Source organism: Amycolatopsis sp. NPDC114505 (genome assembly GCF_055633615.1).
This window is the reverse complement of record NZ_JBVKDV010000001.1, coordinates 2,500,679-2,520,000: the sequence shown is the minus strand read 5'-3', so window position 1 is coordinate 2,520,000 and position 19,322 is coordinate 2,500,679. Positions and strand designations below refer to the sequence as shown.

18 protein-coding genes and 1 tRNA gene are annotated in these 19,322 nt (G+C 69.8%); 3 read left to right on the top strand and 16 right to left on the bottom strand.

Going from position 1 to position 19,322, the window contains the following annotated elements:
- Positions 1-36: 36 nt before the first annotated feature.
- The 3 genes from ACZ7OU_RS12610 to ACZ7OU_RS12600 all read right to left on the bottom strand — a co-directional run bounded on the left by ACZ7OU_RS12610 (position 37) and on the right by ACZ7OU_RS12600 (position 3,052).
- The gene (locus ACZ7OU_RS12610; protein WP_470241821.1) at positions 37-855 is read right to left on the bottom strand and encodes a helix-turn-helix transcriptional regulator; all 819 of its coding nucleotides are present in this window, start codon (positions 853-855) and stop codon (positions 37-39) included.
- A gap of 224 nt (positions 856-1,079) precedes the next feature.
- Positions 1,080-2,225, bottom strand: a complete 1,146-nt coding sequence (locus ACZ7OU_RS12605; RefSeq protein WP_470241822.1) for a thioester domain-containing protein — start codon at positions 2,223-2,225, stop codon at positions 1,080-1,082.
- A gap of 200 nt (positions 2,226-2,425) precedes the next feature.
- Positions 2,426-3,052, bottom strand: a complete 627-nt coding sequence (locus tag ACZ7OU_RS12600) for a TetR/AcrR family transcriptional regulator (RefSeq protein ID WP_470255129.1) — start codon at positions 3,050-3,052, stop codon at positions 2,426-2,428.
- A gap of 59 nt (positions 3,053-3,111) precedes the next feature.
- On the opposite strand from ACZ7OU_RS12600, the gene ACZ7OU_RS12595 reads away from it, so the two are divergent.
- Together ACZ7OU_RS12595 and ACZ7OU_RS12590 are read left to right on the top strand one after the other, a co-directional pair.
- Positions 3,112-4,332 (top strand): cytochrome P450, encoded by a 1,221-nt coding sequence (locus ACZ7OU_RS12595; protein ID WP_470255128.1) that lies wholly within the window; start codon positions 3,112-3,114, stop codon positions 4,330-4,332.
- 76 nt (positions 4,333-4,408) lie between these two features.
- Positions 4,409-5,410, top strand: a complete 1,002-nt coding sequence (locus ACZ7OU_RS12590; RefSeq protein ID WP_470255127.1) for an HNH endonuclease — start codon at positions 4,409-4,411, stop codon at positions 5,408-5,410.
- A 41-nt stretch (positions 5,411-5,451) separates the two neighbouring features.
- On the opposite strand, the gene ACZ7OU_RS12585 is transcribed toward ACZ7OU_RS12590, so the two are convergent.
- The 6 genes from ACZ7OU_RS12585 to ACZ7OU_RS12560 all read right to left on the bottom strand — a co-directional run bounded on the left by ACZ7OU_RS12585 (position 5,452) and on the right by ACZ7OU_RS12560 (position 10,333).
- Positions 5,452-5,528, bottom strand: a tRNA-Leu gene (locus tag ACZ7OU_RS12585).
- A gap of 24 nt (positions 5,529-5,552) precedes the next feature.
- Complete coding sequence (locus ACZ7OU_RS12580) at positions 5,553-6,887, bottom strand: ricin-type beta-trefoil lectin domain protein (RefSeq protein ID WP_470255126.1); 1,335 nt, start codon at positions 6,885-6,887, stop codon at positions 5,553-5,555.
- Positions 6,888-7,043: 156 nt separating this feature from the next.
- Positions 7,044-7,541, bottom strand: a complete 498-nt coding sequence (locus ACZ7OU_RS12575; protein WP_470255125.1) for an SLATT domain-containing protein — start codon at positions 7,539-7,541, stop codon at positions 7,044-7,046.
- A 33-nt stretch (positions 7,542-7,574) separates the two neighbouring features.
- Positions 7,575-8,909, bottom strand: coding sequence for an NAD(P)/FAD-dependent oxidoreductase (locus ACZ7OU_RS12570; protein WP_470255124.1), 1,335 nt, complete (start codon positions 8,907-8,909; stop codon positions 7,575-7,577).
- Between the two features lie 84 nt (positions 8,910-8,993).
- A complete protein-coding gene (locus ACZ7OU_RS12565; protein ID WP_470255123.1) occupies positions 8,994-9,677 on the bottom strand; it encodes a uracil-DNA glycosylase in 684 nt (227 codons plus the stop codon).
- Entirely contained in the window at positions 9,674-10,333 is a 660-nt protein-coding gene (locus ACZ7OU_RS12560) for an endonuclease V (RefSeq protein ID WP_470255122.1), read from the bottom strand. Before ACZ7OU_RS12560 ends, ACZ7OU_RS12565 begins: the two co-directional genes overlap by 4 nt.
- 31 nt (positions 10,334-10,364) lie before the next feature.
- Between ACZ7OU_RS12560 and ACZ7OU_RS12555 the strand changes: the two genes are divergently transcribed.
- Positions 10,365-11,858, top strand: a complete 1,494-nt coding sequence (locus ACZ7OU_RS12555; RefSeq protein ID WP_470255121.1) for a S10 family peptidase — start codon at positions 10,365-10,367, stop codon at positions 11,856-11,858.
- Positions 11,859-11,873: 15 nt separating this feature from the next.
- Here ACZ7OU_RS12555 and ACZ7OU_RS12550 read toward each other — a convergent pair whose 3' ends face one another.
- The 7 genes from ACZ7OU_RS12550 to ACZ7OU_RS12520 all read right to left on the bottom strand — a co-directional run bounded on the left by ACZ7OU_RS12550 (position 11,874) and on the right by ACZ7OU_RS12520 (position 19,251).
- The gene (locus ACZ7OU_RS12550; RefSeq protein WP_470255120.1) at positions 11,874-12,644 is read right to left on the bottom strand and encodes a hypothetical protein; all 771 of its coding nucleotides are present in this window, start codon (positions 12,642-12,644) and stop codon (positions 11,874-11,876) included.
- Between the two features lie 55 nt (positions 12,645-12,699).
- Positions 12,700-13,422 carry a hypothetical protein gene (locus ACZ7OU_RS12545; protein WP_470255119.1) on the bottom strand — a complete coding sequence of 241 codons (723 nt, stop codon included), beginning with the start codon at positions 13,420-13,422 and terminating at the stop codon, positions 12,700-12,702.
- A gap of 165 nt (positions 13,423-13,587) precedes the next feature.
- Positions 13,588-15,309 carry a S8 family serine peptidase gene (locus ACZ7OU_RS12540; protein WP_470255118.1) on the bottom strand — a complete coding sequence of 574 codons (1,722 nt, stop codon included), beginning with the start codon at positions 15,307-15,309 and terminating at the stop codon, positions 13,588-13,590.
- 73 nt (positions 15,310-15,382) lie between these two features.
- Positions 15,383-16,381, bottom strand: a complete 999-nt coding sequence (locus tag ACZ7OU_RS12535) for an ABC transporter ATP-binding protein (protein ID WP_470241844.1) — start codon at positions 16,379-16,381, stop codon at positions 15,383-15,385.
- Positions 16,374-17,369: an ABC transporter ATP-binding protein gene (locus ACZ7OU_RS12530; protein WP_470241845.1), complete on the bottom strand. Its 996-nt coding sequence runs from the start codon at positions 17,367-17,369 to the stop codon at positions 16,374-16,376. The genes ACZ7OU_RS12535 and ACZ7OU_RS12530 overlap by 8 nt, the downstream gene beginning before the upstream one ends.
- 6 nt (positions 17,370-17,375) lie before the next feature.
- Positions 17,376-18,329, bottom strand: a complete 954-nt coding sequence (locus ACZ7OU_RS12525) for an ABC transporter permease (protein WP_470241846.1) — start codon at positions 18,327-18,329, stop codon at positions 17,376-17,378.
- Positions 18,322-19,251 (bottom strand): ABC transporter permease, encoded by a 930-nt coding sequence (locus ACZ7OU_RS12520; protein ID WP_470241847.1) that lies wholly within the window; start codon positions 19,249-19,251, stop codon positions 18,322-18,324. The genes ACZ7OU_RS12525 and ACZ7OU_RS12520 overlap by 8 nt, the downstream gene beginning before the upstream one ends.
- Positions 19,252-19,322 lie beyond the last annotated feature (71 nt).

Here is a 19,322-nt window from a genome sequence, read left to right as displayed (position 1 = left end):
GCAGCGGACCGGTTGGGCGGCGATGGACTGGCCCGGTCAGTCGTGGTGCTTCTCCCCGCCGCGGCGGAAGTCGCCGGGGCTCAGCCCGGTCTCGCGGCGGAAGAACCGGCAGAAGTAGGCCGGGTCGGCGAACCCGACGCGGGTCGCGACCTGGCGCACGGTGAGGTCCGTCCGGAGCAGGAACCGCTGGGCCTCCCGCGTCCGCGCCTCGCGCAGCAGCTGCGCGGCGGTGCGGCCGGTCGCGGCCTTCACGGCCTCGGTGAGGTGCCCCGGGGTGACGCCGATGCGGTCGGCGTGCGCGGACACCGACCACAGCCCGAGGTCGGGACGGCCGGCGAGCCGGGCGAACTCGGCCGCCACCGCTCCGGCGGGCGCGGGCGGCGGCGTCCCCAGCAGGCGCCCGGCCCGCGCGACCAGGACGTGGAGCAGCGCCCGCAGGACCGACTCGTCGCCGTGGCGGTGCTCCTCCACGAGGTCCGCGACCAGCCGCGTGACGCCGGCGTCGGCCTCCGGGTCCAGCTCCAGCAGCGGCTGTTCGCTCAGCCGTCGCAACAGTTCGCGGTCGGCCGGGTGGTCGAGGAGGAACTCGTCGGTGAACAGGACGACGTGGCCGGTCAGGCCGCGCACATCGGCCCACTGGTGCACCTGTCCCGGCGCGATGACGCCGAGGTGCGGCGGCCGCAGCGGCCGGCGCGTCAGGTCGACGACGTGCGCGCCGGTGCCGCCGGTGACGTGGACCAGCTCGTGGAAGGTGTGCCGGTGCGGGAAGTCCGCCCGCGAGAGCGGCCCGACCTCGTCGAACGTGCCGACGGCGAACGGCGGCGCGGGCGGCGCCGGCACCTCCAGCCGGTGCATCGGCAGCTCCCCCGCCCGCGTTGGCTGGCAGGGCGTCCCGGGCGGAACGGTCGTACCGCGCATGACGTCGTCCCTTCGCCGTCCGGGCGAAAAGTCTAGACCAATGCGCGTGCGGTTCGCCGCTTTTGCCCCGATGATCGCAATCCGATGGTCGGGTCCCCGAGCACACGAAAACGGGGCCGGTCCACTGTGGACCGGCCCCGTTCCCGGGTACTGACTGGTGCTTACGCGCGGCTGCGACGACGGTTCAGCAGCAGCATCAGCGCGCCGCCGCCGAGCAGCAGGCCGCCGACGGTGAACGGAACCGCGGCGTCGACGCCGGTGTTGGCCAGGTCGCCGCCCCCGCCGTTCGAGCCGGCCGGGGTGGTGCTCGGCGCGGTGGTCGGGACGCCGGCCTCGGTCCAGCTGGCGGCCGCGTTCGCGGTCACCTCGGTCTTCTCCGAGTCGGCGACGATCAGCGACTGCGCCGGCTTCTTCGCGTAGTTGTCCGCGACGAACAGGCGGCCGGTGTCCAGCTCGCCGGTGGCCTTGAGGGTGAAGGCGCCCTTGCCCGGCTTGGTGCCCGCGGGGACGTCGACGAACAGCTTGCTGCCGTCCTTGACGTCGGTGCCCTTCAGCTCCTTGCCGTCGGCGTCGGTGATCTTGACGCCCTCGGGCAGCTGGCTGGTCAGCGAGGTGATGTCCCCGCTGGTGGCGACGCTGTACGGGCCGATCTTGCCACCGGCCGTGCCCTCGGTCTTGTCCGCGGCGATGTTCAGCGTCGGCTTCGGCTGCTCGCCGATGCCCTTGTTCTGGTCACCGGTGAAGTACGCGTAGAGCGCGGCGACGTCGGCGTTGGCGTCGGCCGAGTTCTCCTCGGCCAGCGGCTTGGTGGCGTCCAGGTTCACGCCGTCGCTGAAGTGCCACACGGCGGCCTGGGTCGCGGCGATGGCCTCACGCTCGGAGACGCCACCGTGGACCTCGACACCCTGCTTCTTCAGCGCCTTGCCCAGCGCGTCGAGGCCGGTGCCCGGGTAGCCGTTGTGCAGCACCCAGTTGATCTTCGCGCTGTTCGTCTTGAACGGACCCTCGGCCGGGTACTTGTTCCAGGGACGCTCGACCATGTCGACGTCGGTGCGCAGCCCGACGGTGATCTGCACGCAGTAGAGCTTCAGCGTGCTGCCGTTGGAGAGCTTCATCTCGAACAGCTCGGCGATGTAGTCGCCGCCCTTGCCGAGGTTGAGCCGGTAGCCGACCGTGCCGGCGTGCTCGTCGACGCGGCCGCGCGCGGCACCGTCGTCGGCGAGAGCGGCCGGAGAGCCGATCATGACCGCGGCGGCCGCGGCGAGAGCCGCGATCCCGCCACGCACGAGAGTGGACCTGACCTGCATAAATCTCCTATCCGAGCCCGAACCACGACGGGGGCAACCGCACACCCCGCAAGCGGCTACCGATTCGGGTGAGCGATCACCCAGTCAAGCGAGACCGGAGCTTACACGGACCCAACAAGCGCTACGCGGGGTGTCCCCATTAACTCGAAAGGCTTGAAAAATCGTATAAATCGGTCGCCTGAAAACGGCAAGGTCACGATTTAAACAACGCTCACTTCGCCGTTTGCAGGACGCAACCCCGACGCCATCTTCCCGATGACCGCGACGTACTCCGCCTTGAGCCGGGGCTTGTCCACTTCGGACGCCTCGGCCAGCGCCATCCCGGCCGTGCCGAGCATGCCGAACACCAGCCGCGTCGTGGTCTCCAGCGGCTGGTCGTCGATTTCGCCGTCGTCGATCAGGGCTTTGATCAGCTGCTCGACGAGCCCGTAGGCGTACTGCTCCTCGGCCGCCTGCCAGCGCAGCCAGCCGAGTGCCAGCGGCGCTTCCTGCCAGACGAGCTTGCCGTAGACGGGGTCGCAGCAGCGGTCGAGGAAGACGTCGAGGGCCGCGAAGGCCGCCGACCAGGGGTCCGCTCCCCGCGCCGCCGCGGCCGCGGACAGCTCCATCGCCTCGGTCTCGAGGTGCGCGAAGACCGCCTCGAACAACGCCGTCTTGCTGGCGAAGTGGTGGTAGATCGCGCCGCGCGTGGCCTGGATGTCGCCGGCGATGTCCTCGAGCGCCGTCCCGGAGAAGCCGTGCTCGGCGAACCGGCGGGTGGCCGCCGCCAGCAGGGCGGCCCGGGTGGCCTCGGAGTACTGCTCCCGCCGGCTCTTCACGGTCGACATGCGCAAAGCATAGGACATACACTGTGCATGTCACCGACACAGTGCATGTGGGGGTAGTCATGACCGACGTCGACGATCTGCTGTTCAACCCGTTCGCGCCCGGCTTCTTCGAAGATCCGTACGCGCAGTACAAGAAGCTGCGCGACGAGGACCCGGTGCAGGAGCACCCGCTGGGCTTCTGGTTCGTCTCGCGCTACGAAGACGTCTCGGCGCTGCTTCGCGCCGGGCTCTCGGTGGAGGTCGGCAACCTGGCCCCCGGGCCGCTGCTCGACCAGGCCACCGCGCTCACCCCGGACGCCGACCCGGGCGCGCTGAACCTTTCGATGCTCGACCGCGACCCGCCCGACCACACGCGCTTGCGTTCGCTGGTGACGAAGGTGTTCACCCGCCGCGCGGTGGCGGCCCTGGAGCCGAAGATCGTGGGGCTCGTGGACGCGGCACTGGACCGCATGGCCGAGAAGGGCGACTCGGACCTGGTCGAGGAGCTGGCGTTCCCGCTCCCGTTCGCGGTGATCTCCGAGATGCTCGGCATGCCCCCGACGGACCATTCCCGCATCCGCGAGCTGAGCGGAACCCTGGTCCGCTCACTGGAGATCGTGGCCGACGAGGAAACGGCCCGCGCGATCATGGCGGCGGACGCGGAGCTGAGCGCGATCACCCGCGAAGTGATCGCCTGGAAACGCGACCACCCGGCGGAGGATTTGCTGACGGCGTTGATCCAGGCAGAGCACGACGGCCAGGTCCTGGACGGCGACGAGCTGGTGGCCCAGGTGGTGTTGTTGTACGTGGCCGGCCACGAGACAACGGTCAACCTGATCGCGAACGGCGTGAACGCGTTGCTGCGGAATCCTGCGCAGCTGGAGTTGCTGCGGTCCCAGCCGGACCTGGCGTCGAACGCGGTGGAGGAGTTCCTGCGGTTCGACTCACCGGTCCAGCAGACGCGTCGTGTGACGACATCCCCGTACGAGGTGGCGGGCCGCGAGATCCCCGCGGGAACGTTCGTACTGGCGTGTCTGGGTTCGGCAAACCGCGACGAGAGGTTCTTCGGCCCGGACGCGGCCCAGCTGCGCCTGGACCGCCCGGAGGCCCGCCACCAGGTGTCGTTCGGCGCGGGTCCGCATCACTGCTTGGGTGCGGCGTTGGCTCGTTTGGAGGGTCAAGTCGCGGTGGGTCGGCTGGCGCAGCGGTTCCCGCAGCTGGGTTTCGCGGGCGAGCTGGAGTGGAACGGCCGGATCAACTTGCGCGGCCCGTCGAAGTTCCCGGTGACGATCCACGCCTAACGTAGACCATTTGGATCAATCAACAGGGGTCCATTTGGCCGCCCTGAGGTTGCTTTCCGACAGCTAACTTTTCGTCGTGAGCATCCACGAGGTCACCCGCGAAGCCATCCTTGCGGCCCTCGCTGAGCACGACCGGCTCGGACCCGAGGCCTTCTTGGCCGAACACGGGTTCGGGCCGGCGCGCGCATACCTGCTGATCCATGAAGGCCGGGAATACGACTCGAAAGCAATCGTCGGCGTCGCACACGGGTACCTGGACGGCAAGCAGCCCCTCGCGGCCGCCGATTTCTCGGGCGGGCTGGAAACCGTCGTCAAGGTGCTCCAGCGCTTGGAGTTCGAGGTTCGCGCCTCGCGCAGCCCCGCCTGGCTCGAAGCCGAGCTGGTCCTTGCCTGCGACTCGGTCATGCAGAACGACTGGCACCTCGTCCGCGCCCAGGACCCGCGCGCGACCGAGCTTTCCCGGCTCCTGCAAGCGCTTCCGCTGCACCCGCCGGAAACCAGGGGACCGACTTTCCGCAACCCCAACAGCGTGCAGCGCAAGACCTCGGACATCGCCACCCAGCACCCCGCCTACACCGGCAAGCCGACCAGGGGCGGCAAGCTGGACAAACTCGTCTTGGACGCATTCCTGAGCCGCCCCGACGAGATGCACGAACAGGCGGAGGCAATCCGCGCCGGCATCGTGTCGGGAACACTGACCTCGTTGCCGACCGCTGTCGACATCGACGAAGAAGAAGCGATCGCCGAGGGACGCGTCCTCACGCTTCTCCATTTGCGCCGGGAGCGGAACCCGAAGCTGCGCGCAAAGAAGATCGACACTGTCGTCGCCGCACACGGCCACCTCGAGTGCGAGGTCTGCACGTTCGACTTCGAGCGGACATACGGACAACGAGGCGCGCGGTACGCAGAGATCCATCACGTGGTCCCGCTCCACGTCACCGGCCAGACCGAAACCCGGCTCAAGGATCTGGCGGTGCTCTGCGCCAACTGCCACCGCATGATTCACCGCGGAAGCCAGTGGCTCACGCCGGCCGAACTTCGTACCCTGATCTGCCAGCAAACGATTACGGCCAAGTAAGACTGCGCTCCACCTGCGACTCTTGGCACCCCAAGCGTGAATGGTGCCCCCGACGGGGTTCGAACCCGCACTTTGTCGATTTTAAGTCGACTGCCTCTGCCGGTTGGGCTACGGGGGCACCGCACACTCTAGGTGATGGCCGTCAGTGGAGCGTCCACGACTGGTTCGCCGCTCCTGTGCACGTCCAGATCTGCAGCGGTGTCCCGTCCGCTGAACTCGGGCCCGTCGCGTCCAGGCACTTGCCCGAGGCCGGGTTCACCAGCTGGCTGCCCGACGCCGTCCACTGCTGCGCACCAGTCCCATTGCAGTCGTACAGCTGCACGCGCGACCCGTTCGCCGTGCCTGCCGCGTTCACGTCCAGGCACTTGCCCAACGCCCGCAACGTGCCCGACGTCGCCGTCCACTGCTGTGCGCCCGTTCCGTTGCACGTGTACAAATCCACCACAGTGCCGTTCGCGGAAGAAGCACCCGCCACGTCGACGCACTTGCCGCCGTAGCCTGTGATCGTTCCGCCGCCGGCCGGGGGCGGGGTCGTCGTGCCGCCGCCCGTGATCGCGTTGAAGATGCGCGAGTACGCGTAGCCCGTTGCCCGGTCGTAGTCCTGCAACTCCCAGAACGACAGCTCTGCCACTCCGTTGGACGCCGCGAACGTCTCCAGCTGCTGCGCGTCCGACTGGCTGAACTGCGCTCCGTCGTCGTTGCGGCCGGCGATCGGCGTCAGGCCCATCATCGCGTACGCCGCCGACGTCGAAATCCCGTACAGGCTTGCCAGCTGGGACGCCGATGCCCGCGCGGCCGAGAGGGCGTCGCCCAGGACCGGCTGGCCGTCGTAGAAGTCCATCACCATCAGGTTGACCACGCTGACCTTGACGCCCTTGCTCTTCGCATCTCGCAGGAGGTCGAGCTCCTTCGACGGCAGGCCCGTCGGGTCGACCGCCAGCGTGTAGTCGACCTGGACCGCCGGGTTCTGCTGCTGCAGTGCCGCCAGTGCCGAGTTGCGGCGCTGGTTGGACGCCGTGTCGTTCAGGACGCCGCCCTCGATGTCGAAGTCGAGGCGCGGCGTGCCGTAGGTGTTGACGACGTTGGCGTACGCCGCGGTCAGGCTCGACGTGGTCGTGCACGTCTGGGCCAGCTCGCCGCCTTCCGCGCCGCCGAACGACGGGATGACGTTGCCGCCCGCCGACTGCAGGGCGGTGATCTGCGACTTGAACGAGCCGACGCCGGTGCCGTTCGCCTCCCAGACCGGCGTGCAGCCGGACTGCGGGGTCAGGAACGCCAGCGTGAAGAACTTCGTGCCGGTCGCGTTCATGTCCGCGGCCATCTGGCCGGCGTCACCGTCGCTGATCTGCAGGTACGGCGCCGCGTAGTGGGCGGGGAAGGCGGGCGTGGCCGCGGCGGCGGCGGACGGTGTCAGTGCGAGCGCGGCGACGACGGGCAGCGCCGCCACGAGTGCCGCTTTGGTACGGGAAAAGGGCATGGCAAAGCTCCAAGGGGGACCGTGGGGAGAGGAGCCGGAGCGGACTTATTCCGCGTTGTGAAGAAAGGGTTTACCCGCTCATCGGCCCAGTTGTCCAGACCATGTCGCTCACCGGCACACAGCCGGATTTTTCCCCGCAATAGCCCCAAAAAGCCCTTAACCGCCGCTTTTGCCGGACGTCTCGTCGGCGCGGCGGTACGCCAGCCAGCGCTGCCCGACCAGGTCCCAGACGCGCTGGTAGTCGTCGAACTTCGCGCGGATCACCTCGACGTCGAGCTCCTCCGGCGGCGTCGACGCGACGTAGAACCCGAGGTCGTCGCGCAGCCGGTAGAAGCGCGACTGGACCTCTTCCATCAGCACCCAGAGCGACCGCCACGCGAAGAACGGCTCGAGCGCGCTCACCACGGTGACGACCGCGACGAGCGCGAACGCCGTCCCGGTCCAGCCGTCGAGGTTCTGCAGCCCGAGGATGATCGTCGACGTCGCCGAGAGCGCCAGCGCCACCAACCGGATCGACACCGCCCGCCGCCGGAAGCGGGACTTCCGGCTGCGGGCGTACTCGTTGGCGCGTTCGATCCGGGCCAGGACGTCCTGCGCGAGCTCCAGCGGATCGAGCCCCGGCTTCGGCGGGTCGGACTGGATCGGTGGCTTCACCGGACGGACATTACCGGCGCCACCGAGCCGGACTCAGGACTTCGAGACGCGCGCGAACTCGTCCTTCGGGTTGTTGATCTGCCCGAGCGAGATCACCTCACGCCGGAACAGCCCGCCGAGGATCCAGTCGAAGAGGATCCGGATCTTGCGGTTCCACGTCGGCATCGCCTTGAGGTGGTACGCGCGGTGGAAGAGCCAGGCCGGGAAGCCCTTGATCTTCAGGTTCAGCGCGTCGGCGACGCCCTTGTGCAGGCCCAGGCTCGCGACCGCGCCGAGGTTCTTGTGGTAGTAGTCCTTCGGCTTGCCGCCGCGGATCACCTTGATGATGTTCTTCGCCAGCAGCGTCGCCTGGCGGACCGCGTGCTGCGCGTTCGGCGGGCACGTCGCCGTCGGGTCCTCTTCGGTGCGCGAGAGGTCCGGGATCGCCGCGTTGTCGCCCGCGGTCCACACCTCCGGGTGACCGACGACCTGCATGGCGGCCGTCGCCTCGAGGCGGCCGCGCTTGTCGAGCGGCAGGTCCGAGTTGGCCAGCACCGGGTTGGCCTTCACGCCGGCGGTCCAGATGAGCGTGTCGGTGTCGAACTCGGTGCCGTCCGAGAGCACGACGTGGCCGTTTTCGAACGACTTCGCCGCCGTAGACAGGTAGACCTCGATGCCGCGCTTCTCCAGCTGCTCGACCGTATACACGCCGAGGGTCTCGCGGACCTCGGGCAGGATGCGCCCGGCGGCCTCGACGAGCACCCAGCGGACGTCGGCCGGCTGGATGTTCGGGTAGTAGTTCTCGACCGCGAACCGGGTCATGTCCTCGAGCTCGGCCAGCGCCTCGATGCCGGCGAACCCGCCGCCGACGACGGTGAACGTCAGCAGGCGCTTGCGCAGCTCGGGGTCGAGCGTGCTGGCGGCCTCGTCGAGCTTGGTCATGATGTGGTTGCGGAGGTAGATCGCCTCGCCGATGGTCTTGAAGGCGATGCCCTGCTCGACCAGGCCCGGGATCGGCAGGATGCGGGCGACGGCGCCGAGCGCGACGACCAGGATGTCGTAGCCCAGCTGCTCGATGTGGCCGTCGGCCGCCTCGACCGTGACGGACTTCTTGTCGTTCTCGATCTTGGTGACGCGCGCGGTCAGCACGTGGCAGCGCTTGAGCACGCGGCGCAGCGGCACGACCACGTGCCGGGGCTCGATCGCGCCGGCCGCGGCCTCCGGGAGGAACGGCGCGTAGGTCATGTGGGGCTGCGGGTCAACGACGGTCACGGAGGCCTCGTTGGCCCGGAGCATCTTCTGGAGGCCGTACGCCGTGTAGAGCCCGACGTACCCACCACCGAGGACGAGGATCCGAGTCGGTTCCGACTTCGACTTCGCAGCAGCCATGTCCTCATGGTGACACCTTCCGGAGCGCCTCGCTCGGGGACCCCATCTCGCTGTGACCAGCGTCGCTGCGGTTTCCGTAACGATTCAGTTCGGACGTGTCACCGAGGTCGCGGCCCGGAACACGTCGGCCACCATGGCGTGGGTCACGAGCCGAGTCTGGACATTCCGCGGCGACACGTGGTAACAGCCGAAAAGTCGCAGGTCGTCCAGTTCGACGACGGCGCCGTGCGCGAACGCCGGACGCGGTCGGGGCACCGGCCAGCCGGCCGCGGCGAGCACGGGCAGTAACGCCTGCCAGCCGAACGCGCCGAGCACGACGATCGCGCGCAGTGTCGGACGTAACAGCGTGAGCTCCTCCGCGAGCCACGGACGGCAGGTGTCGCGCTCGGCCGGCGTCGGCTTGTTGTCCGGCGGGGCGCAGCGCACGGGCGAGACGAGCCGGGTGCGGTAGAGCTCGAGGCCGTCGCCGAGCCGCTCCGACGTCGGCTGCGACGCGAGCCCGACCTCGTGCAGCACCCGGAAGAGGAAGTCACCCGACGGGTCGCCGGTGAACATCCGGCCGGTGCGGTTCGCGCCGTGCGCCGAGGGCGCCAGCCCGACGACCGCGATCGACGCGTCCGGCGGCCCGAAGCCCGGCACGGGCCGCGACCAGTACTCCTCGCCGCGGAACGCCGCCTTCGTGCCCACGACGCCTTCGCGCCAGGTCACCAGCCGCGGGCAGGCGCGGCACCCGGCGACAGCGGCGTCCAGTTCCGCGAGCGACCTCATTTCAGCGCCGCCCGGGACAGCCGGTCGGCCTGGCGCGTCGTCTCGGGGAGGCGGTAGCGCGGGGTCAGCGCCAGCGTGAGCCGGCAGGCGTGCGCCAGGTCGATCCGGTGCCCGGCCGAGACGTAGACCGGCTTGACGCCGTCCTGGGTCCGCAGCACCGCGCCGACCTCTTCCCCGGCGTCGACCAGCGGCACCGAAGCGCCCCGGGACGCCGCGGGAGCGTCGTGCGTGCCGACGAACCGCGTCTTGCCGACGCCGAACGCGGGCCGGCCGGTCAGCACGCCGAGGTGGCAGGCGAGGCCGAAGCGCCGCGGGTGGGCGAGGCCGTGGCCGTCGCAGACCAGGACGTCCGGCTCGTGGTCCAGCCGCTCGAGCGCGGCCAGCAGCGGCGGCAGCTCGCGGAAGGCGAACAGGCCCGGCTCGTAGGGGAAGACGGCCCGCGCGCGGTGCGTCCGCCGCTCGACCACGGTGAGCCCGGTGGTCTCGAGGGTGACGACGGCCGCGGCGATCCCGTCGGCGCCGTCGTAGGCGACGTCGAGGCCGGTCACCGTCGGCGGCCGCTCCGGGAGGTCGTCGGTGAGGTCGACCAGGCCGCGCAGCCGTTCCTGCACGGCGAGCGCGTCCTCCGCCGTCTTCGGCCAGTCCCCGGTGTGCACCAAGTCACCCTGCCACAACTAGGTTGGGTCCATGGCGGACACGACCCCCGAAGAGGCTCCCGAAAAGAAGGCTCCGGAGACGACGGAGATCCCGGCCGAGCCGACCGACGACATCGTCACGACTCGGCACACGATCACCGTGAAGCGGAAGAAGCTTTCCTACACGGCCAAGACGGGCCGGATCGTCCTCCGCAGGGAGATCGTCAAGGACGGCAAGTCGGAGGGGCACAAGGCCAAGGCGGAGGTGTTCCTCACCTCCTACACCCTCGACGACGCCGACCCGGGCTCGCGGCCGGTGACGTTCGCCTTCAACGGCGGCCCCGGCTCGTCGAGCATCTGGCTGCACATGGGCCTGCTGGGCCCGCGCCGGGTGCTCTCGGGCGACGTCGACGACCTCGTGCCGCCGCCGTACGGGCTGGCCGACAACCCCGAGACACTGCTGGCGCACAGCGACCTCGTGTTCATCGACCCGGTGTCGACCGGCTACTCGCGCGCGTCCGAAGGCGGCGAGACCAAGGACTTCCACGGCTTCAAGGGCGACATCGAGTCGGTCGGCGAGATCATCCGGCTGTGGGTTTCGCGGCACCAGCGCTGGCTGTCGCCGAAGTTCCTCGCCGGCGAGTCGTACGGCACGCTGCGCGCCGCCGGGCTGGCCGCGCACCTGCAGGAGCGGCACGGGCTCTACCTCAACGGGCTGCTGCTGATCTCGTCGGTGCTCGACCTCGGCACGCTGCGGTTCACCGAGGGCAACGACCTGCCGTACTCGCTGTACGTGCCGACGTACGCGGCGATCGCGCACTACCACGGCCTGCACGGCGAGCGCCCGCTCGACGACGTCCTCGCCGACGCCGAGGACTTCGCGGCGAAGGACCTGCCGTGGGCCCTCTCCCGTGGCGCCCGGCTGTCCACGCAAGACCGGGCCGAAGCCGTAGCCACGCTGGCGTCGCTGACCGGGCTCACGGAGTCCTATGTGGACCGGGTGAACCTGCGGATCGAGCACGTGCGGTTCTTCACCGAGCTGCTGCGCGACCGCGGCCTGACGGTCGGCCGGATGGACGGCCGGTTCACGACCTGGGAGCCGGACGGCGGCCGCGAGCACATGAGCGACGACCCGTCGATCTCGCGCGTGATCGGCGCGTACGCGGCGGCGTTCAACCACTACGTGCGGGCCGAGCTCGGGTACGAGAACGACCTGCCGTACGAGCTCATCCACGAGGACACGTTCAAGGCGTGGTCGTACGCGGACTTCGAGGGCCGCTCGGTGTCGGTGGTGGACTCGGTGAGCGCGGCGATGCGCGCGAACCCGCACCTTCAGGTCCACGTGGCGTTCGGCCACTACGACGGTGCGACGGCCTACTTCGCGGCCGAGCACGTGCTGGCCCACCTGCAGATCCCGGAGGAGCTGCGCGACAACATCGACACGGCGTACTACCCGGCCGGGCACATGATGTACGTCCACGAGCCGACCCGGGTGCAGCAGGCCAAGGACCTCGCGAAGTTCGTCAAGAAGGCGTCGAACCGCTGACTGGCCGGCTGGTCTTCACCGGGACGCCGGTGGAGACCAGTCGACGGCGGTCTGCGGCGGGACCGGTTCGCCGTAGTGGCCGGGTGGCAGCGGACGGCGGCCCCGGACGTACGCGACCAGCTCCGCGGCCGTGACCAGCACGGCGTACGCGACCAGCCACGGCGTGTACGACGGCGGCAGCCGGTGGGCGACGACGTCCAGCAGCGGCGGAACCGCGACCAGGGCCGGCGCCGCGCTGTGGAGGTTCTCCGCCTGCACCTGCCGGTACACCGCGAACGACGCCTCGTCCTCGGCGAGGACCGGGCCGCGCAGGAAGCCGGTCAGGATCGCGCCCGAGCAGAGCGCGCTGATCGCGAGCAGGATCAGCCAGCCCGCGGCGTACCTCCCCGGGAGCAGCGAAACCGCGAGCGCCGCGCCGCCGCCGTAGGCCAGTACCCCCGACGCGACGAACCAGGCGTCGAGCGGTTTCGGCGCCGGACCGGGCCACGGCTGGGTGTGCTTCGCCAGCTGCGACTGCCGGGACCGGACGCCCCGCCAGATCGTCAGCTGGATGGCGAAGTAGGCGAAGTACACGGCCATGCTCAGGGGCGTGCCGAAGAGCTGCCCGAAGCCGAGCCCGCCGACGAGCGCGAGCACGCCGAACAGCAGGAACCACGGCAGGCTGCGGTTCGTGAAGGCGTTGCGGGTGAGCAGCAGCGCGTCGATGTACGGCGTCGGCGCCGCCACGCGCCGGCCGCGGCTCGCCAGCCAGCGCAGACCCATCTCTTGCTCGGCTCCGGTGCTCATGCCGTCTCCCCCGTAGTAGCTGTCAGTGGCCAAACGCGCGGAGTGCCGCGACGGTTTACCGGCCGTAGAAACCCGGCGGCAGCTTCCGGGACCGCGTCCGCAGCCAGCCGGTCAGCTGCAGGCCCAGCACGACGACCAGGTAGGCCACCGCGAACCACTCGAACGGGCTGTGCACGGACTGGGGCATCACCACCACGCCGAACAGCGCCGACGGTGCGTAGCGGTAGGCGTCCTGGGCCCGGAGCAGGCCGTCGACGGCCAGTGAGGCGGGGTCCTCCGCGATGACCGGGGCGCGCAGGATCCGCCCGGCGATCGCCACGGTCGCGGCGGCTCCGGCCGCCAGCGCGAACGTCTGCGCGAAGGCGTCGAAGGACGGCGCCACCACGATCTCGGCCGCGGACAGCGCGGCGCCGCCGAGGAACGTGATCGCCGCGGTGGCCAGGTACCACCCGCCCACCTGCCGCGCCGCCTCCCGCGGCGCCGGCGGGGTACCGGTGCCCGCCAGGCGTTCGGCGAGCTCTTCGCGGCGGCGGATCTCCCGCGACCGGACCACCTGCACGACCGCGACGGCGGCGAAGAGCACCCCGAACCAGCCGGGCATCTCATGGAGAAGGGGGCTCACCGCGGCCAGCACGAGGCCGACGGCCACGCCCCACGGCGTCGTCTTGGCCGCCCACTCCCGGGACCCGAGGCGCAGGGCCAGCAGCCGGGTCGGGAGCCAGACCACCACCCCGCGGCGCCCCAGCCACATGCGCGCGGCGTTCACCTCCACGAGCATCGGTTCGCCCGGCAACCTCGGATCGACCGGTAACGCCGGTTCACGCACTTCCACCCGAAACCTCCCCCGCGTCCCGGTGTACACGCGCGACACCGGCCGAAGGTTGGCTGGCCGGAGACGCGAAACGGCCCACCCCCGGCGGAGGTGGGCCGTCGCGCGAAAAACCTACTTCAGGTACTGCGACCCATGGGTCACCGCCGAGTACGCGTCGACCGCGCCGTGGCCGTAGAAGCCGTTGAACGACGGGTCACCCGTGCACGTCGCCGTGAACTCCGGTCCGCGGCCTTCGTCCACGTAGTCCACCGTGCGCGGAACCGGGCACGCGATCTGCGACGCCGTGCCCTCGAGGACGCGCTGGACCTTGTCCGGGTCCAGGCCGAACTCGCCCTTGGTCTTCTTGCCGTACTGGGACACGATCAGCGCCGAGACGCCGGTCGCGTGCGGCGTCGCCATCGACGTTCCCTGCAGCCACTGGTAGTAGCCGACCCGGCCGTCGGCCGCCGTCGCCTTCTGGACGCCCAGTGCGACGCCCGCCGGCGTCACGTTGCCCGCCGCGTCGATGTTGCCCTCGGCGACACCCACGTTCTTCGGGTACGTCGAGAGGATCTCGTTCTCGACCGTGCGGAACCACGGCGTGCCGAAACCGTCGCGGAAGTACCCGCCCGGGCCGGAAACCGAGATCTGCTCGGTGCCGTAGTTCGAGTAGTCGGCCTTCGCCTGCGACGGGCCGAACGCGCCGACGCCGATGGTGTGGTTGCCCTCCACCGGCAGGTTCAGGCACGAGCTGTTGTCGACCGGACGCGGGTGCGTCGAGTTCGCCGGGTAGTCCGGGCTCGTGGTGTCCGGCTGCGGCGCGCCGAGGTCGGTGTGCTGGTTGCCCAGCGCGACCACCATCGTGACGCCCTTCTTGTGCGCGTAGTTCAACGCGCGCTGGGTCGCCTCGATGATCGTGCGCTGCTCGGCCTGCTCCGCGGCCGAGTCGGCCGGGTTCGCGGCGCAGTTGTACAGCCACGGGTCGGTGTAGAAGCTCATGTTGACGACGTCGATGCCCGCGTCACCGGCGTAGGTCAGCGCGTCGACGGTCGGCTGCAGGAAGAAGTAGCCCGAGTCCTGGCCGGCGCGGATGTTCACCAGCGTCACGTTCGGCGCGACACCGGAGACGCCGAAGCCGTTGGCCGCGGCGGCGATGGTGCCGGCGACGTGCGTGCCGTGGCCGCCGTCGTCGTGGTTGACCGGGTCGACGCAGCCGCGGAACTCACACGGGCCGTCGACCTCGACGCCGTTGACGTCGAACGGGATGTCCTTGGTGAAGTTGCGCGAGTCGGCCGCGTCGAAGTTCGGCGCGATGTCCGGGTGCGTGCCGTCGATGCCGGTGTCGATGACGCCGACCTTGACCTGCTTGCTGCCGGCCTGCTTGGTGCGCGAGAGGTCCGAGCGGACGGACTTGAGGCCCCAGAGCTGGTCGTCCAGCGGGTCCATCCCGACGGCCTTGGTGGCGGCGGCCTTCTTCGAAGCGGCGCCGCGGCCTTCCTTCTCGGCGTTGTCGTTCTTGGCCTTCTTGCCGTTCTTCGGCAGCGAGCCGATGACCTGGGCCTTGGCCGCGCCGAACACGGCCCGGTTCGCCGAGACGCGCTCGGTGAACCCGGTAGCCGGGGCGCTGGCCTTGATGAGGCCGACGGCGGTGTTCGTCTCCAGCACGGTGCCGCCCGCGGCGCGGATGGCCTGCTGGGCGGTGCCGATGCTCTGCGTGTCCTTGGCGAGCACGGTGAACTCGGTCGCCGGGCCGGCCAGCGCGGGCTGCGCCGACGCGACCGGGACCGCGACGGCCGAGATCGCCCCGAACAGCGGGACGACCAAAGCCGCGGCGAGAAGCCTGGGTCTGTGCACGATTCTCCTCCTCGGGAAAGCGGTTCCTGCACCGTATAGACCGGACAATGCAGCCACAACGGCCGAAAGGACGTTATGGAACAACCGACTTCTGTTCGGCGAAGTGACATGCTGACAAGTGGCCGTCGGTCCTCGGCACCAGCTCCGGGACCTCGGTGGCACATCGGTCCTGCGCTTTCCAGCAGCGCGTGCGGAACCGGCACCCGGACGGGGGATCCAGGGGACTCGGCACGTCACCCTCGAGCCGGATGATCTGCCGCTGTCCGCGCACGGACGGGTCCGCCACCGGCACCGCGGACAGCAGCGCCTGGGTGTACGGGTGGGACGGTCGTTCGTAGATCTCCTCGTCCGTCCCGATTTCGACGATCTTGCCGAGGTACATCACCGCGACCCGGTTGGACAGGTGCCGCACCACGGACAGGTCGTGCGCGATGAACACGTAGGACAGTCCGAACTCGTCCTGCAGGTCGCCCAGCAGGTTCATCACCTGCGCCTGGATCGAGACGTCCAAGGCGGACACCGGCTCGTCGCAGATGATCACCTTCGGCCGCAGCGCGAGCGCCCGCGCGATGCCGATGCGCTGGCGCTGCCCGCCGGAGAACTGGTGCGGGTAGCGGTTGAGGTGCTCGGGGTTGAGCCCGACGACCTCCAGCAGCTCCTGCACCTTCGTGGCGCGCGACCCCTTGGGCGCCACGTCGGTGTGGATCTCGAACGGCTCGCCGACGATGTCGCCGACGGTCATCCGCGGGTTCAGCGACGTGTACGGGTCCTGCAGCACGATCTGGATCTCGCGCCGCAGCTTCCGCAGTTCGGTGCCGCGCATCGCGAAGATGTCGCGGCCTTCGAACTTCGCGGTGCCGCCGGTCGGCTCTTCCAGGCGCATCAGGACCTGCGCCAAAGTCGACTTGCCGCAGCCGGACTCGCCGACGACGCCGAGCGTCTCGCCGGGCATCAGGTCGAACGAGACGCCGTCGACCGCCTTGACCTGGCCGACCGTGCGCTTGAACAGGACGCCGGTGCGGACCGGGAAGTACTTCTGGAGCTCGGTGACCGAAAGGATGGGTTCAGGCACGGGAGTTCACCACCTCTTCGGCGAAGTGGCACGCGCTGGTCCGCCCGAAGCCGATCCCGTGCGGGGCCGGGACCTCTTCGGAGCACCGGGCTTCGGCGCGTTTGCAGCGCGGGTGGAACGGGCAGCCCGGCGGGATGTCGAGCAGGCTCGGCGGCAGGCCCTTGATGGTTTCCAGCGTCTGTCCTTTGAGGTCGAGCCGGGGCAGGGAGTCCATCAGCGCGGCGGTGTAGGGGTGGGCCGGCGCGCGGAACAGCTCGACGACGTCGGCCTGTTCGACGATCCGGCCCGCGTACATCACCGCGATCCGGTCGGCGACCTCCGCGACCACGCCGAGGTCGTGCGTGATGAGGACGAGCCCCATCTTGCGTTCGGCCTGGATCTCGGCGAGCAGGTCCATGATCTGGGCCTGGACGGTGACGTCGAGCGCGGTGGTCGGCTCGTCGGCGATGAGCAGGTCCGGGTCCAGCGCCAGGGACATCGCGATCATCGCGCGCTGGCGCATGCCGCCGGAGAACTGGTGCGGGTAGTCCTTGATCCGCCGGTCGGCGGCCGGGATGCGGACGATGTCGAGCAGCTCGATCGCGCGCTTGCGAGCGTCCTTCTTGGACATCCCGAGCCGGACGCGCAGCTGCTCCTCGATCTGGAAACCGACGGTGAAAACGGGGTTCAGCGCGGACAGCGCGTCCTGGAAGATCATCGCGACCTCGCTGCCGCGCACCTCCCGGCGGCGGTCCTCGGACGCGGTCAGCAGGTCCTCGCCGCGCCAGCGCACCGTACCGCCGGTGATCACGCCGGGTGGCATGTCGAGGATGCCCATCACCGTCTGCGCGGTGACGCTCTTGCCGGAACCGGACTCGCCCAGCACCGCCAGGGTCTCCCCGGCGTGCACCGAGTAGCCGACGCCGTTGAGCACCTTGGCCACGCCGTCGGAGGTGCGGAACTCGACGTGCAGATCCTCTACTTCGAGCAGGAGTTCGTTGTCGGACAAGGGGATCTACCTCGACTTCGGATCGAGCGCGTCGCGGATGCCGTCACCCAGCATCACGAAGGCCAGCACGGTCAGGGTGACGAAGGCGCCGGGGAACAGCAGCATGTGCGGGTCCACCCGGAAGTAGTCCCGCGAGTCGCTGATCATCACGCCCCACGAGATCACCGGCGGGCGCACGCCGATGCCGAGGTAGGCCAGCGTCGCCTCGGCGCCGATGAACGCGCCGAGCGCGATGGTGGCGTACACCAGCACCGGGGCGAGGGTGTTCGGCAGCAGGTGCCGGAAGATGATCCGCGGGGTGCTCGCGCCGAGGCCGCGCGCGGCCTTGACGTAGTCGAGCTGCTTGGCCACCAGCGTCGCCGACCGCATGATGCGCATGGCCACCGGCCAGCTCAGCACGGCGATGGAGCAGACCACCTGGACGATGATCGTGACCGCGCCGGGGTTCGAGCCGGGCGCGTTGAACGTCGTCAGGATGACGATCGCGCCGAGCACGAACGGCAGGCCCGCGAAGATGTCGCCGAAGCGCGACAGGATGCTGTCGACGAACCGCCCGTAGTAGCCGGCGAAGATGCCGACGAGCGATCCGAAGAGGACGGTCAGCAGCGTCGAGAACACCCCGACCAGCAGGGACGCGCGGGCGCCGTAGATGGTGCGGGCGTAGACGTCGTAGCCCTGGTTGTCGTAGCCGAACCAGGCGTCCGCGGACGGGCCTTCGTTGGCGTGCGTCAGGTCGCTGAAGCCCGCTTCCCGCGAGCTGAACAGGCCGGGCGCGATGGCGATCAGCAGGATCAGCAGGATTATCACGGCCGAGATGACGAACGCCGGTTTGCGCCGGAGCTGGCGCCACGCGTCGTTCCAGAGGCTGCGCGGTTTCTGCGGGCCGGTGCCGGAGTCGTCGATACGGGACAGCTCGGCCGCGTCGGCCCCGCCGCCACCCACCAGGTTCGGGTCAGTCATAGCGGATCCTCGGGTCGAGAACGGCGTACAGCAGGTCGACGACCAGGCTCATCAGCAGGTACACCAGCACCAGCAGGACGACCACGCCGACGACGGTCGCGCTCTCCCGGTTCTGGATGCCGCGGAAGATGAGCCCGCCGAGGCCGTTGATGTTGAACACGCCTTCGGTGACGATCGCGCCGCCCATCAGGGCGCCCAGGTCGGTGCCGAGGAACGTGAGCACCGGGATCACCGAGTTGCGCAGCAGGTGGACACCGACGACGCGGCTCTGCGGCTGTCCCTTCGCGATGGCCGTCCGGACGTAGTCGGCGCGGCGGTTTTCGGCGATGCTCGTTCTCGACAGCCTCGCGACGTAGGCCATGGACAGGCTGCCCAGCGCGATGCCGGGCACGATCAGCTCGCCGACGCTGGGGTTGTCGGACACGCTGGCCTCGATCAGGCCGAGGCCGTTGCTGCCGAGGGCGAGCTGCAGCACGATCGCCGTGACGAACACCGGCAGCGAGATCAGGAACGTGGTCGAGACCAGGACGAGGTTGTCGAGGAAACCCTTGCCGCGCAGGCCGGTCAGCACGCCGGCGGTGAGCCCGATGAGGGCCTCGATGACCACGGCGATCACGGCCAGGCGCAACGTGATCGGGTACGAGGTGGCGATCAGCTCGCCCACCGACGTCCCGTTGAAGGTCTCGCCCCAGTCGCCGGTGAACAGGCTCCCGAGGTACTTGAAGTACTGGACGAAGAGGTTGTCGTCGAGGTGGAACTTCTCCGTCATCTGGGCGATGTAGGCCTTCGGGCAGGCGGCCTGGCCGCACTTGCCGGAGAACGGGTCGCCGGGCACGGCCCAGACCAGGACGTAGATGAGGAAGGTGGTGCCGAAGAACACCGGGATCAGCTGGAGCAGCCGTCGCAGGACATAACGGGTCATGACGTTCCTAGTGCGCGCCGGGCGTCGTGGGCGGGAAGGTGCTCCCGCCCACGACGCCGTGGTGGTGGTTG

Bases quoted from the DNA above. Each gene is read 5' to 3' on its own strand.
- ACZ7OU_RS12610 (WP_470241821.1), bottom strand. From the start codon at position 855: ATGCACCGGCTGGAGGTGCCGGCGCCGCCCGCGCCGCCGTTCGCCGTC.
- ACZ7OU_RS12605 (WP_470241822.1), bottom strand. From the start codon at position 2,225: ATGCAGGTCAGGTCCACTCTCGTGCGTGGCGGGATCGCGGCTCTCGCC.
- ACZ7OU_RS12600 (WP_470255129.1), bottom strand. From the start codon at position 3,052: ATGTCGACCGTGAAGAGCCGGCGGGAGCAGTACTCCGAGGCCACCCGG.
- ACZ7OU_RS12595 (WP_470255128.1), top strand. From the start codon at position 3,112: ATGACCGACGTCGACGATCTGCTGTTCAACCCGTTCGCGCCCGGCTTC.
- ACZ7OU_RS12580 (WP_470255126.1), bottom strand. From the start codon at position 6,887: ATGCCCTTTTCCCGTACCAAAGCGGCACTCGTGGCGGCGCTGCCCGTC.
- ACZ7OU_RS12570 (WP_470255124.1), bottom strand. From the start codon at position 8,909: ATGGCTGCTGCGAAGTCGAAGTCGGAACCGACTCGGATCCTCGTCCTC.
- ACZ7OU_RS12565 (WP_470255123.1), bottom strand. From the start codon at position 9,677: ATGAGGTCGCTCGCGGAACTGGACGCCGCTGTCGCCGGGTGCCGCGCC.
- ACZ7OU_RS12555 (WP_470255121.1), top strand. From the start codon at position 10,365: ATGGCGGACACGACCCCCGAAGAGGCTCCCGAAAAGAAGGCTCCGGAG.
- ACZ7OU_RS12550 (WP_470255120.1), bottom strand. From the start codon at position 12,644: ATGAGCACCGGAGCCGAGCAAGAGATGGGTCTGCGCTGGCTGGCGAGC.
- ACZ7OU_RS12545 (WP_470255119.1), bottom strand. From the start codon at position 13,422: ATGCTCGTGGAGGTGAACGCCGCGCGCATGTGGCTGGGGCGCCGCGGG.
- ACZ7OU_RS12525 (WP_470241846.1), bottom strand. From the start codon at position 18,329: ATGACTGACCCGAACCTGGTGGGTGGCGGCGGGGCCGACGCGGCCGAG.
- ACZ7OU_RS12520 (WP_470241847.1), bottom strand. From the start codon at position 19,251: ATGACCCGTTATGTCCTGCGACGGCTGCTCCAGCTGATCCCGGTGTTC.